The organism is Bradyrhizobium sp. SHOUNA76 (genome assembly GCF_023006445.1).
Taxonomy (GTDB): domain Bacteria; phylum Pseudomonadota; class Alphaproteobacteria; order Rhizobiales; family Xanthobacteraceae; genus Bradyrhizobium.
In genome coordinates, this window is record NZ_JALBHA010000171.1 from 1 (window position 1) to 11,604 (window position 11,604).

Here is an 11,604-nt window from a genome sequence, read left to right on the forward strand (position 1 = left end):
CGCCTGCCTCGATCTGCGACAGACCGTTCAGCCGCACGCGGCAGCCGTCGAGCAGGCGATAGCCGCCCTCCGCGCCGCGATCGGCGTAAACGGGAACGCCGGACGCGGCGAGCGCGTCGATGTCGCGATAGATCGTGCGCACCGACACCTCGCAGGCCTCCGCGAGTTCGGGCGCGGTGACCTGCCCCCTGGCCTGGAGGGTGGTGAGGATCGACAGCATCCGGCTCGCGCGCATGGTTCTTTAAATCATACCTGACACAGGATGTCAGGTATGGGCCTCTACAAGATGCGCCTAGTCAGACGACGCCCCAGGAGACCTGCCATGACCAGACCTGCTATGACCAGACCTGCCATGACCGATCCGAACCGCATCACGCTGTATTACTCGCCGCAAAGCCGCGCCACCGGCACGCGGGTGCTGCTGGAGGAACTGGGGGCGCCCTACGATCTCCACCTCCTCAACATGAAGGCTGGCGAGCAGCGTCAGCCCGCTTATCTCGCTATCAATCCGCTCGGCAAGGTCCCGGCGGTCCGTCATGGCGACGCCCTGGTGACCGAGCAGGTCGCGATCACCATCTTTCTCGCCGATCTGTTTCCGCAGGCAGGTCTGACGCCCGCGCTGAACGATCCGTTGCGGGGCCCTTATCTGCGCTGGATCGCCTATTACGGCTCATCCTTCGAGCCGGCGCTGATCGACAAATTCATGCAGCGCGAGCCGGCCCCCATCACGCATTCGCCCTATGCCGACTACGACACCATGCTCGGCGCGCTCGAAGCGCAGCTGTCGAAGGGGCCGTATCTGCTCGGCGAGCGGATGACGGCTGCCGATGTACTGTGGGGCGTCGCATTCAGCTGGACCATGATGTTCGGCCTCGTGCCGAAAAAGGACGTGTTCGTGCGCTATGCCGAACGTATGACCGCGCGGCCCCCGTACCAGCGCATCAATGCGGCGGATGACGAGATGGCGGCGCAGCATGCTGCGGCCGTTGGGGGCTGAATGATACAAGGTGGCAGATGACGAAGCCGATGCACACGACCAACTGCTTCAACACCTTCATCCGGGTTGCCGAGGACTGTCCCGCGCGTACTGGCGAGGAGCCGCCGTTGCGCGGGGGAAAGCCGACGGTGGCGTGCCTGCAATACGTGATGATCGCCAAGGCACCCTACAAATACTCGTCCGACGACGTTATCTTCGCGACGTCTGCGCCCGGACGCGAGCTCGATGTGAAGGCGACCAAAGCGGAGAAGCATGCGGCCCGCGAAGCGTTCTTCTCTCGGGGGCAAGCGTGCATGAGGGCGTCGAGCCTGGGCAAGCGCTTCGGATGGGGCGTTCATGCCGATAGCGAGGGCCGGATCGCGATCTACGCCATCGACAGCAAACGCTATCAGGCGCTTGTCCGAGATCCCAAGCTCACGCAGGTGCGCGCGATGCGGTCGAAGCGGGCGTGATCAGAATTTTGGCGCTCGCTTCTCCGCGAACGCCTTGATGCCTTCCTTGATCTCATCGCCGCGCATGCTGTCGCGGTGGCGTTGGTCGGCGGCGCGATCATCGAGCTCGCCGCGGGCGAATTCGTTGATCGCACGCTTCATGCCGCGCATGGCCTGCGGCGCGTTGCCGGCGAGAATCGTGACGAGCCGGTTGACCTCCTCGTCGAGCGTCTCTTCCGGCACCATGGCGGTGAGATAGCCGATGCGCAGCATCTCCGGCGCGCTGATCTTTTGCGCGGTCAGGAACAGCTTCTTCGCATTGTCGACGCCAAGCCGGGTGACGTAGCGTTTGATGCCGCTCGGGTAATAATGCAGGCCGAGCCGCGCCGCCGGCATGAACATCTCGGCAGTGTCGACGCCGATGCGGAAATCGCAGGCGAGCGCGAGGTCGGTCGAGCCGCCGTAGACGCCGCCGTTGAGCCGGCAGATCGTCGGCACGCCCAAATCCTCCAGCCGGTTGACGACCACCTCGAAGGCGGAGCCCGCGCTCTGCTGCTCGTTTGCGCTGACGGAGCGCTCGGCGATCGAATTGAGATCATAACCGGCGGAGAAGACGCGGCCGGTGCCGGTCAGCACCAGCACGCGGATAGCGGGATCCGCTTCGACCTGGTCGAACAGTTTGACGAGCTCGTCAAGGTCCTCCGCCTGGAGCCGGTTGAGATGCTTGGGCCGGTTGAGGCGGATGGTGGCGCGCGCGCCGTCGCGTTCGAGCAGGGGGCCGGTGGCTGCGTCGGTGATGTCCGACATTCTTGTCTCCATTTAGCTGTTTTCGAGCGCCCGCCGTTTCGCCTCGGCGTCGATGGTCTCGGCGAGATCCGGGTGCCGTGCCATCAGCACGCGGAAGTCGACCAGGTCGAGCACCAGAAGCCGCGATACTTTCGTGGTCGAAACGTTGGCGCCGCGCTTGTTGTTGCCGAGCAGCGCCATCTCGCCGAAGAAGGCGCCTTCGCCAAGCTGAACCTTCTTGCCGGGCAGGTCGACCTCGACCTCGCCAGCGGCGATGAAATACATGCAATCGCCCTGCGCCCCCTTGCGGATGATCATGGTGCGCGCCGGCAGCTCCATGGTCCGCAGCATGTGGGTGACGTCGGCAATCGCAGCGGGGCCGAGCGCCGCGAAGAACGGCACCTTGCTGACGGCCTCCCAGGTCTTGAGGAAATTGTCCCGCCGGGTCTCGGCGGCAAATCCGGTCGCCAGAATACCGGTCCAAAGGCCGAACACGCCGAGGCCGGAGATCATCACCGCGGCGGCCACCAAGCGCCCCAGCGGCGTGACCGGCACGACGTCGCCGCAGCCTGTCGTCGTCAGGGTCACCACCGCCCACCACAGCGCGGCGGGCACGCTGCCGAAGGTCTGCGGCTGCACGTCCCGCTCCAGGAAATATTCGGCGACGGAGGCGAGGAAGACCACCATCAGGAAGATCACGAGCACGCTCACCAGCGGCCCCGATTCCAGCACCAGCACGCGGCGAAGCTGCCGCAGGCCCGGAATGCCCGGAATGACCTTCAACACCCAGAGCACGCCGAGCAGCCAAGCCGTCCCGGGCTCGACGCCGAGAACCAGCGCGACCGGCACCGCCAGAGCTCCGATCGCGTCAACCAGCCCGGCAGAAGAGGACATGTAGAGCGAAAGCCGCCCCTGCTGCGTCATATGGCGCAGCCGGACCAGCCATTCGAAGATGAAATAGGCGAGGCACGCCCAGAGCAGACCGTTGATCCAGCCGTGCGCCTCATGGGCCCGTTTGTCCGTCAGCAACACCATGCCGAGTACGCCGACGGTCACCGCGACATAGGCCGCCTTGGTCATGTTGCGGCCGGCCGTGGCGGCCATGAACTGGGCCATAGGAGAAATCAGCGGCTTGGACATGCGGGAAGGCGGCTCGGTCTCGAGATCGGTGTTGGGACAAAGTCTTCGGCGTCCCTTCTGGGACGTCGGCGCCAAGGTGCCCGCCCGGGCGGAGGCCGTCAACGACGGGGCGACGGGCGGCGCGTGATCGGCGCTGCTGCACCGAGACCCGCGGATCGGCGCGGCTATTGCTGGCGAGCTCGTCTACCTGAAATGTGGCGGCTCGTCGTAACCGCGGCGGCTGCTGAAGAACAACAGCACCATCAGTCCGACACCGACCAGGATGGAAAACCCCGCCCCGAGCGCCAGGGCCACATAGCCTTCCGTCGGGATCGGCTCACCTTCGACCGCCATTGCGGAATAGGCGAAATAGCCGGCCGCCGCCAGCATTCCCAGGAGGAGGATGATGAGGAGTGCACGCATGCTGCGGTCTCCGGGTGTAACCGATAGCCAACGGGTGCAGATCGCGGCGGTTCCCTGGCCGGATATTGATCGGACTTTTGCGCGCCCCAACCTTGCTGGCAGGGCTCGCGCCTATGGCGTCGTCACGACCTCGGCCTCGTGCCCCGGACGCAGCGCAGCACGCAGTGATGCGCTGCAGAGCCGGGGCCCATTCAGCAACGCATGCTGCGGCTCCTGGGTCCCGGCTCTGCGCTGCATCGCCTTTGGCATTGCAGCTTGTCCGGGACAGGAGAGTGGTGGACGGCCTAACCGGCCTGGCTCCCTCAGGCGCTCTGGGCGGTCTTGACCACCACGACATTGCTGTCGTCGTGCTGGGCAGGGCTTTCGTCGCGCGCCGTCTTTTCGGTCTCGCCGGCATGACGTTTCAGATAGTCGCGGCGCATGCCGATCTCGTCGCGGACGAATTCGTAGCCGAGCTTGAAGGTGTCGAGCCCGTCGGTGCTGATCGTGCCGTCGCGCAGGCCGATGACGGCCCCGCGTAAAATGCCCTCCAGTTCGTCCTGGAGGCATTCGAGCTGATCCAGAGAGTGGGCGTGCTCGATCCGCTCGCCGATGTCGAGGATAGCGGTGGAGAGCTCGCTGGCCTTCTCTGGCGCGATGCGGGTGATCTTGGCGTAGATGGCAGCGAAGATCGAGCCGATGACGCTGAGCGCGGCGGCGCCCAGATACATCAGGTCGCTGTACTTATCCATGAACGATTTGGTGTCGTCGTTGATGTAGTCGGCCGCGCCCTGGTGCGCCATCACGAAGGCGTCCTTCTCGGTCGAGGCGGGCTCTATCCTGGTGGCAAAGCTGTTGTCGAGCCCGAGCGCTGATTTGTTCTCGTAGACGATGCGTGCGAGCTCACCTGCCGTGCTCGGGGACATCCTGGATTGCGTGACCAGCAGCCATTCGAGCCCGATCGTGTCGAGATCGTCGTCGGGAATTTGCGGCGAGGTCGACAGCGTGCCCGCCGTCAGCGTCTCGCTGGAAATGCCCGGGACTCTGCGCGCCAGCGCCTTGGCCTCGTCGATCGCGTTGAGCGTGAAGCCGCCGCGCTTGGCGACCTGCTCATAGGCCTTGTCCCGCACCGCCCTGGAGGCATGGACGATGACGATCACCGCGCCAAAGCCGTTTGACGGTGCAAACAGCTTGTCGAGCGTTGCGCCCTGCGGCGCCATCTGGATTTTCGCGGCGTCCGGACCGTCGGGGATGTCGAGGATGCTGCGCACGAAGGCGAGGGAGGACTCGTTCTCGGCGAGGACCGCGACCTTTTTCTTCTTCAACTCGGCGATCGACTTGATCTTCTTGTTGCCGGGACCGAGCAGAAGCACGAGATCGTGCTCGAGGATCGCGAGCGTGCGCGCCCGCAGCGGTACTTTGGCGTCGGTGCGCAGGACGGCAAGGTCAGCCTGCTTGCGGTCGAACTGTGCGAGCGCCTTGGCGTTGTCTGCGTTGTTGACGATCTTGATCCGGAAGCGCGAGGCGTTGGTCTTCAGCACGGTGGCGAGCTTGGCCGCGAACAGCGCCTCGTCGCTGTTGGGGGCGCCGACGGCAAAGGTCAGCGTTTCCGAATTGTGCAGCATGGCGCGGCCGACCCAGACGGTGGCGAGCGACAACAGCAGGGTCAGCACGACATAGAGGAAGACCTGCTGCTGATTGGTCTTGATCACCTTGGGGCGCCGGGCCGGCGGCTCCGTCGGTGATGAATTGGGGCCTTCAGTACTCATGGCAGCACTCTGGCCTTATTCTATCGGTGGCGGGCGGCTCGCGGATGTGATCGCGGCGGGCGCCCAGCAATTCGTAAACGCCTGAAAAAAGAACGATATTCTCTGCCGTCGATGATAGCGCGAAGGCAGCGGAAAGCAAATTTCGAGCCGTCGGTAACCCTACTCCACGCCGCCGCGGCGATTGGTCATCCTATCACCAGTTAGCCACACTTGGCGATTTTCCGGTTCCCCCCGGCTGCATTCGGCCGCGGGAGATGTCATAAATCGCACGTCCCGGCGATTTGACCGGTCCAAGAACCGGTCCAAGAAGAAGTTGCGCTGAACGCTCCAATTTTTCTTGTCACGTCAATGAGGGCGTTAGCTTGTCGTTTCCACCCATGTCATCGGCGATTCCGGTCGAAGCGCTCATTGGCTGGATGTTGCTGCTCACTTTCAAGCACATCATCGCCGATTTCGTCCTCCAGACCGCCTGGATGGCGCACGGCAAGGACCAGAAGCACGGTTGGGCCCTGCCGCTTCTGGTGCACTGCCTCGTTCACCTTGCGGTTGCGTTGCCGCTGATCCTGATCGTGGCGCCGAAATTCTGGTTTGTGGCCCTGATCGACTTCGTGATCCACATCACGATCGACCGCGCCAAGGGGTTCGTCTCGGCGAATTTCGGGGTCGATCTTGCGCATCCCTGGTTCTGGACCTTGATCGGCGTCGACCAGGCCCTCCACCATCTCACCGGCTTTGGCCTCTCCATCTTCATGGCGGCGAACTGAGGGCTGGCGGCCTCGCACGTTAGGCGGCGGCTAGTTCGTAGCCCGGATGGAGCGCGGCGTAATCCGGGGCCCGTGCCACGTACTGCGTCCTTCCCGGATTGCGCTGCGCTCCATCCGGGCTACGCAGCCCTTCAAGGGACTCGGTCGGGAGCCCCGCTGATTCGCGGCCAGGGCGCAACCACCCCGGGTGACTACCGGGCAGCGTGGTTAACCTTTCATTAGAGAATTGCACTGCATCTTCCGTGCCTGAGGGAGAACTGCAATGTTTTCAAGCCGCGATACCTTTGAAAGCGATTTCTGCCCGGTCCGCGACGAACTCCTTGGCGAGATGTATCGCGCCAGCGAAAGTGGCCTGCCGAGGCTGGTTGAGAGTGTTTCCCCTGACGCGCGCGCCAGGTTGGCGCTGTTCTGCTACCGCCGCAGCCATTTGCACTCGCTGGCGGTCGCGATCGCAGCGAGCTGCAACGAACGCGACCTGATCGAGAACGGCGGCCGCGTCGGTTCGACGCTCTATGCGTTGGCGCGCGAAGGCACGGCGAAATCCTCGCCGTCGTTGTCGGGCGGCCGCAAGCCGATCACGCTGTCGACCAAGCCCCTCTCGGTGCTCGCACCGCTCGAGGACGAATTCGACGACGAGATCAGCGAAGCCGTTCCGGCCTAAGCGGCCTCTATCACCGGCAGCCCGAACTTCCGCCGCGCCATCGCGCATTCGGCATCGCCCGGCATGCAGGTGCGGCACACCTCCGGCCGCATCGCATAGATGCCACACGCGGTCGCTTTCCCAATGTCCCCCTGCAAGGCCGAGCAGCGATCGCCCTCGCAACGCATGCCGGACTGGCGTTCGTTGACCAGCGTCTCCGGAATCGCGGCAAGCTCCTCGTCGCTTTCGATCGAGAAGCGCGGCCAGTTGGCCGAATAGCCGCAGCAAGCGCCGCAACTCTGGCAACAGCTCGACGGATCGGTGGGGGAGTTCTCTTCCATCATCGTCACGTGTTCTTCAAGTATCCTTGGGAGGGCCCCAGACCAGGCTCTGCCGCCATCTTGCGCGCAGCACGTCGCGTCGCTCCGGATATTTCTCGTCGAGATAGTTCGCCTCCACGACGCGGTCGGTGCGGAAGCTGCGGAAGTCGCTGCGCAGCTCACACCAGGCTGCGAGCAGCCGCACGGCTTCGAGATAGCCGACCGAGATCGGCCAGATCATGCGCTCGCTGGCGCGGCCATGCTCGTCGCGATAGCGCAGCATGATCTTCTTGCCTTCGTGAATCTGGGTGCGGGTGCGGACCATGTCCAGACGGTCCGGCTCCCTGTTCCAGCTTGGCCGCGCACGGCTCGCCGGCTCCAGCACAAAGGGACGCAGGCGCTCAGGCACGGTGTCGGCGATCTTGGCCATCAGATCTTCGGCGGCGCGTGCCAGTGCCGAATCGGCATGGCCGGCGACCCATTGTGCGCCCAGCACTGCCGCCTCGATCTCGTCGGGTGTCAGCATCAAGGGCGGCAGGTCGAAACCCTTTTCCAGGATGTAGCCCATGCCGGCTTCACCGCGGATCGGCACGCGCTGTCCGATCAGCGTGGCGATGTCGCGATAGATCGTGCGCTTGGAGGTTTCGAGCTCGGCCGCGATGGCGTCCGCCGTCAGCGGCTTACGCGTGCGCCTCAGCACCTGGATGATTTGAAACAGCCGATCGGCGCGTCTCATGAGGGGTCTCTTGTTGTGGTCTTTTCAGAAGGCGGCGCGCGGCTGCTGACAGGATGTTGGCAGCAGGGGGGTTCTATACCGGGACAACACATCGACTGAAGAGGATTTATCCATGATCATTCCAACCCATTTCGGCGCGGCCGTTCCGTTGTGGCGCGCCCAGCTTTGGCAGGCCCAGATTTGGCAAGCATTGGCGCTCAGCCGCCTCGTTTCGCTCGATCTCATGGCCGTTGACCTCCGATTGGCGTTCGCAAGCGTGGTGACACGCTCGCTGGTCCAGGCCGCGGACGCGCTGGTCCGCCATGTGATGGGCCGTGCCTGGCGGGGCGCCCGCTTCGCAGAAGATATCACGGCTGCTGCCACCATGGTGGCAGCAGCCGGTCGCTAGGTTCCGTCAACTTTCGAGAGGTTCAGGAGAGCTCGCATGATCACGCTTTATGGCTTTGGCACGGGCTTTGGCCTGCCGGAAATCAGTCCCTTCGTCACCAAGACGGAGGTGCAGCTCAAGATGGCGGGATTGCCCTACCGGAAGGAGCGGGCGATGCCGCCGGCCTCGCCCAAGGGGCAGCTGCCGTTCATCGACGACGGCGGTGAGGCGGTGGCCGATTCCACCTTCATCCGCGCCCATATCGAGCGGCGCTACGGCTTCGATTTCGACGCCGGCCTGTCGCTGGCCGAGCGTGCGCAGGCCTGGGCGTTCGAACGGATGATCGAGCACCATGTCTACTGGGGACTGGTCGGGGCGCGCTGGGTCGACCCGGTCAATTTCGCCAAGGGTCCCGCGCACTTCTTCGACGGCGCACCGGAGCACAACCGCGAGAAGCTGCGCGAGGATGCGCAATTCCGCGTCGCCGAGAACTATCTGCTCTCGGGCCTCGGCCGCCACGCGCCCGACGACGACGTCGACCTCGCCGTGCGCTCGCTGTTCGCACTGTCGGTGCAGCTCGGCGACAAGGCGTACCTGATGGGCAACAAGCCCTGCGGCGTCGATGCCACGGCCTTCGGTATGCTCGCCGGTGTCCTCTCGCCGTTCTTCGAATCGATCCTGCGCGAGCGTGCCGAGGGCTTTCCGAACCTCACGGCTTACGTCGACCGCATGATGGACGATTACTATCCCGAGTTCGCCTGGACCCCGCTGCGGCAGGCGGCTTAGGCTCAGTCTCGCCGAGAGCGCGGTGCAATCTCTCCCGCTTGCGGGAGAGGTCGGCGCGAAGCGCCGGGTGAGGGCTCTCTCGGCTGAGGGACTTTCTCGGCGAACATTCAGACAATCTTTACGCGGTGACACCCTCTCCCCAACCCTCTCCCGCAAGCGGGAGAGGGGGCGCAGCAAGACTGCGGCCCCAGCTCGCGCCTCATTGCCAAACAAAAGAGCCGGCCCATGGGGCCGGCTCTCGTCGTCTCGAGACTTTCGCTTGCTGTTACTTCACCAGCGTGTACTTGCCGTTCTTCACCGTGAGCAGGATGCGCGAGCGCTCGTCGAGGCCATAGCGGTCCTTTTCGGTGAAATTGTAGACGCCCTGGCTTGCCGCCAGCTCCCGCTCCGTCAGCAGCGCCTGGCGGATCGCTTCGCGGAATTCCGGCGTGCCGGGCTTTGCGGTCTTCAGCGCCGCCGGGATGATGCGCTTCAGAATCTCGAACGCATCGTAGGAGTGACCGGCGAACTGGCTGCGGCTGTTCGGGCCGTACTTGGCCTCATAGGCCGTGTTGAGCGCGAGGCCCGGCTTCTTGGTCGCGGCTTCATCCGGCTGGTCCTCGGGGTCCATCACCGGGCCCGCGGCCATCAGCACGCCTTCCGCCGCTTTGCCGGCGATGCGGATGAAGTCCATGCTGGCGGCGCCATGGGTCTGGTAGATCAGGCCCTGATAGCCGCGTTCGCGCAGCTCGGTCTGCGGCAGCGCGGCCGCGGTGCCGGAGGCGCCGATCAGGATGGCGTCGGGATTGGCGGCGACGAGCTTGAGCACCTGGCCAGTCACCGAGGTGTCGGGGCGGGCGAAGCGCTCCTCGTCGACGATGGTCATGCCCATCGGCACGGCCTGGGCCTTGAGGTCATTGAACCAGAGGTCGCCATAGGAGTCGGAGTAACCGATATAGCCGAGCGTCTTCACGCCCTTGGCTTTCATGTGATCGTACAGCACCTTGCCGACGATCGGAATCGGCTGCGGCATCGCCACCGACCACTTCATGCGCTCGGGCGTGATCGGGAACGGCGCCAGGCCGAAATGCGGAATGCCGGCTTCGTTGGCGACGTTGGAGACCGCGATCGTCGGCGGCGTCAGCGCCGAGCCCATGATGATGTCGGCCTTGGATTCAGTCACGAAGCGGCGGGCATTGGTGGTCGCCGTGGTGGGATCGCCGCCGTCGTCGAGCACGATCACCTTGAGCGGCACGCCGCCGATCTCCTTCGGCACGAATTCCAGCGCGTTGCGCTCGGGAATGCCCAGCGCGGCGCCGGGGCCGGTCGTGGTGGTGGTGATGCCGATGGTGACTTCGCTGGTCTGCGCCAGCGCGGGCAGCGCCGGCAGGGCGAGCGTCGCCGCGGTGATGGCGGCGGTCAGGTAAAAGCGTTTCATCTATTCCTCCCTTTACGTGTTTCTTTGAAAGCAGAAATCGGGGGGTAATTCAGCCCCCTCTTTTGGTGATGCGGCGATTTAGCTCCAGACCTAGCTCTCCATGAATTTGGCGACCATTTCCGCAGGGAATGGTGCCGATTTCAGCTTGTCGGGGTTGTCAGGATCACGGCCGACCAGAACGCGGGTCTCGAAACCCTCGATCGCCAGCGCCTCGCCCTTGTAGACGTTGTGCTTCACCTCGAAGCTCGAGCGCTTGATGCTCTCGATCTTGGTTTCGATGGTGATCCAGTCGCCATAGGTCGAGGGGATGTAGAACTTGGCCCGCGTGTCGACCATGGGGATTCCCACCAGGCCGTATTTGCGGACCAGGTCCTGCTTGGAGAAGCCGGCGACCTCGAACAGGGTCGAGGTCGAATCGTCGAACATCGCGAAATAGCGCGGGTAGTAGACGATGTTGGCGGGGTCGCAATCACCCCACTGGATCTGGACGTCGCGCCGGTTCACGAACATGCGCGGTGCCTTACTTCGGCGCCATGCGCAGCGAGCCGTCGAGGCGCACCACCTCGCCGTTCAGGTACGTATTCTCGACCATGTGCAGCGCAAGCGCGGCGAACTCGTCGGCCTGACCGAGCCGGCGCGGGAACGGGATCGCGGCGGCGAGCGAGTCCTGGGCTTCCTGCGGCAGGTTTGCGAGCAGCGGCGTCAGGAAAAGGCCGGGCGCGATGGTCAGCACGCGGACACCGAACTGCGCCAGCTCGCGCGCGATCGGCAGCGTCATGCCGACGATGCCGCCCTTCGAAGCCGAATAGGCGGACTGGCCGATCTGGCCGTCATAGGCGGCAACGGAAGCGGTGTTGATGATGACGCCGCGCTCGCCGGTCGCCTGCGGCTCCAGCTTGGACATCTCGGTCGCGGCAAGGCGCAGCATGTTGAAGGTGCCGATCAGGTTGACCTTGATCACCTTGTCGAAATCGGCGAGCGCCATCGGGCCGTCGCGGCCGACCACGCGCTTGGCAACGCCGATGCCGGCGCAATTGACCAGCACGCGCGCCGGGCCATGGGCTTTCGCA

General features: G+C 64.5%; 16 protein-coding genes. 6 read left to right on the forward strand and 10 right to left on the reverse strand.

The window, feature by feature from the left end; translation table 11 throughout:
* Window positions 1-235, reverse strand: a 235-nt coding sequence (locus tag MOV74_RS18835) for a YafY family protein (protein WP_246925462.1), incomplete at its 3' end; no start/stop codon positions are given.
* 117 nt (window positions 236-352) lie between these two features.
* On the opposite strand from MOV74_RS18835, the gene MOV74_RS18840 reads away from it, so the two are divergent.
* Together MOV74_RS18840 and MOV74_RS18845 are read left to right on the forward strand one after the other, a co-directional pair.
* Window positions 353-997, forward strand: a complete 645-nt coding sequence (locus MOV74_RS18840) for a glutathione S-transferase family protein (RefSeq protein ID WP_246925493.1) — start codon at window positions 353-355, stop codon at window positions 995-997.
* A 17-nt stretch (window positions 998-1,014) separates the two neighbouring features.
* Complete coding sequence (locus MOV74_RS18845) at window positions 1,015-1,449, forward strand: DUF6157 family protein (RefSeq protein WP_246925465.1); 435 nt, start codon at window positions 1,015-1,017, stop codon at window positions 1,447-1,449.
* Here the strand turns inward: MOV74_RS18845 and MOV74_RS18850 are convergent, their stop codons facing one another.
* From MOV74_RS18850 to MOV74_RS18865, 4 genes are all read right to left on the reverse strand, one after another.
* Window positions 1,450-2,235 (reverse strand): enoyl-CoA hydratase/isomerase family protein, encoded by a 786-nt coding sequence (locus MOV74_RS18850; RefSeq protein WP_246925467.1) that lies wholly within the window; start codon window positions 2,233-2,235, stop codon window positions 1,450-1,452.
* Between the two features lie 12 nt (window positions 2,236-2,247).
* Window positions 2,248-3,354 (reverse strand): cyclic nucleotide-gated ion channel, encoded by a 1,107-nt coding sequence (locus MOV74_RS18855; RefSeq protein ID WP_246925469.1) that lies wholly within the window; start codon window positions 3,352-3,354, stop codon window positions 2,248-2,250.
* Window positions 3,355-3,537: 183 nt separating this feature from the next.
* On the reverse strand, window positions 3,538-3,756 hold the full coding sequence (locus MOV74_RS18860; RefSeq protein ID WP_246925471.1) for a hypothetical protein: 219 nt from the start codon (window positions 3,754-3,756) through the stop codon (window positions 3,538-3,540).
* A 302-nt stretch (window positions 3,757-4,058) separates the two neighbouring features.
* A complete protein-coding gene (locus MOV74_RS18865; protein ID WP_246925473.1) occupies window positions 4,059-5,504 on the reverse strand; it encodes a TAXI family TRAP transporter solute-binding subunit in 1,446 nt (481 codons plus the stop codon).
* A 416-nt stretch (window positions 5,505-5,920) separates the two neighbouring features.
* Here MOV74_RS18865 and MOV74_RS18870 point away from each other — a divergent pair, with 416 nt between their 5' ends.
* Together MOV74_RS18870 and MOV74_RS18875 are read left to right on the forward strand one after the other, a co-directional pair.
* Complete coding sequence (locus tag MOV74_RS18870; RefSeq protein WP_063994636.1) at window positions 5,921-6,268, forward strand: DUF3307 domain-containing protein; 348 nt, start codon at window positions 5,921-5,923, stop codon at window positions 6,266-6,268.
* 262 nt (window positions 6,269-6,530) lie between these two features.
* A complete protein-coding gene (locus MOV74_RS18875; RefSeq protein ID WP_246925475.1) occupies window positions 6,531-6,929 on the forward strand; it encodes a hypothetical protein in 399 nt (132 codons plus the stop codon).
* Here the strand turns inward: MOV74_RS18875 and MOV74_RS18880 are convergent.
* Window positions 6,926-7,249 (reverse strand): YkgJ family cysteine cluster protein, encoded by a 324-nt coding sequence (locus tag MOV74_RS18880; protein ID WP_246925496.1) that lies wholly within the window; start codon window positions 7,247-7,249, stop codon window positions 6,926-6,928. The genes MOV74_RS18875 and MOV74_RS18880 overlap by 4 nt on opposite strands.
* 16 nt (window positions 7,250-7,265) lie before the next feature.
* Window positions 7,266-7,964, reverse strand: a complete 699-nt coding sequence (locus tag MOV74_RS18885; protein WP_246925477.1) for a YafY family protein — start codon at window positions 7,962-7,964, stop codon at window positions 7,266-7,268.
* A gap of 112 nt (window positions 7,965-8,076) precedes the next feature.
* Between MOV74_RS18885 and MOV74_RS18890 the strand changes: the two genes are divergently transcribed.
* Window positions 8,077-8,352 carry a hypothetical protein gene (locus MOV74_RS18890; protein WP_246925479.1) on the forward strand — a complete coding sequence of 92 codons (276 nt, stop codon included), beginning with the start codon at window positions 8,077-8,079 and terminating at the stop codon, window positions 8,350-8,352.
* Window positions 8,353-8,388: 36 nt separating this feature from the next.
* Entirely contained in the window at window positions 8,389-9,117 is a 729-nt protein-coding gene (locus tag MOV74_RS18895) for a glutathione S-transferase family protein (protein WP_246925482.1), read from the forward strand.
* A gap of 265 nt (window positions 9,118-9,382) precedes the next feature.
* Here MOV74_RS18895 and MOV74_RS18900 read toward each other — a convergent pair whose 3' ends face one another.
* From MOV74_RS18900 to MOV74_RS18910, 3 genes are all read right to left on the reverse strand, one after another.
* Window positions 9,383-10,534: an ABC transporter substrate-binding protein gene (locus MOV74_RS18900; protein WP_246925485.1), complete on the reverse strand. Its 1,152-nt coding sequence runs from the start codon at window positions 10,532-10,534 to the stop codon at window positions 9,383-9,385.
* Window positions 10,535-10,624: 90 nt separating this feature from the next.
* Entirely contained in the window at window positions 10,625-11,044 is a 420-nt protein-coding gene (locus MOV74_RS18905; RefSeq protein ID WP_246925488.1) for a thioesterase family protein, read from the reverse strand.
* 10 nt (window positions 11,045-11,054) lie between these two features.
* On the reverse strand, window positions 11,055-11,604 hold a 550-nt coding region (locus MOV74_RS18910), incomplete at its 5' end, for an SDR family NAD(P)-dependent oxidoreductase (RefSeq protein WP_246925491.1).

What these genes read in the sequence shown, in the direction of transcription:
- MOV74_RS18860 (WP_246925471.1), bottom strand. Translation starts at nt 3,756, where the DNA reads ATGCGTGCACTCCTCATCATCCTCCTCCTGGGAATGCTGGCGGCGGCC.
- MOV74_RS18845 (WP_246925465.1), top strand. Translation starts at nt 1,015, where the DNA reads ATGACGAAGCCGATGCACACGACCAACTGCTTCAACACCTTCATCCGG.
- MOV74_RS18840 (WP_246925493.1), top strand. Translation starts at nt 353, where the DNA reads ATGACCGATCCGAACCGCATCACGCTGTATTACTCGCCGCAAAGCCGC.
- MOV74_RS18900 (WP_246925485.1), bottom strand. Translation starts at nt 10,534, where the DNA reads ATGAAACGCTTTTACCTGACCGCCGCCATCACCGCGGCGACGCTCGCC.
- MOV74_RS18885 (WP_246925477.1), bottom strand. Translation starts at nt 7,964, where the DNA reads ATGAGACGCGCCGATCGGCTGTTTCAAATCATCCAGGTGCTGAGGCGC.
- MOV74_RS18895 (WP_246925482.1), top strand. Translation starts at nt 8,389, where the DNA reads ATGATCACGCTTTATGGCTTTGGCACGGGCTTTGGCCTGCCGGAAATC.
- MOV74_RS18905 (WP_246925488.1), bottom strand. Translation starts at nt 11,044, where the DNA reads ATGTTCGTGAACCGGCGCGACGTCCAGATCCAGTGGGGTGATTGCGAC.
- MOV74_RS18865 (WP_246925473.1), bottom strand. Translation starts at nt 5,504, where the DNA reads ATGAGTACTGAAGGCCCCAATTCATCACCGACGGAGCCGCCGGCCCGG.
- MOV74_RS18880 (WP_246925496.1), bottom strand. Translation starts at nt 7,249, where the DNA reads ATGGAAGAGAACTCCCCCACCGATCCGTCGAGCTGTTGCCAGAGTTGC.
- MOV74_RS18870 (WP_063994636.1), top strand. Translation starts at nt 5,921, where the DNA reads ATGTTGCTGCTCACTTTCAAGCACATCATCGCCGATTTCGTCCTCCAG.
- MOV74_RS18890 (WP_246925479.1), top strand. Translation starts at nt 8,077, where the DNA reads ATGATCATTCCAACCCATTTCGGCGCGGCCGTTCCGTTGTGGCGCGCC.
- MOV74_RS18850 (WP_246925467.1), bottom strand. Translation starts at nt 2,235, where the DNA reads ATGTCGGACATCACCGACGCAGCCACCGGCCCCCTGCTCGAACGCGAC.
- MOV74_RS18855 (WP_246925469.1), bottom strand. Translation starts at nt 3,354, where the DNA reads ATGTCCAAGCCGCTGATTTCTCCTATGGCCCAGTTCATGGCCGCCACG.
- MOV74_RS18875 (WP_246925475.1), top strand. Translation starts at nt 6,531, where the DNA reads ATGTTTTCAAGCCGCGATACCTTTGAAAGCGATTTCTGCCCGGTCCGC.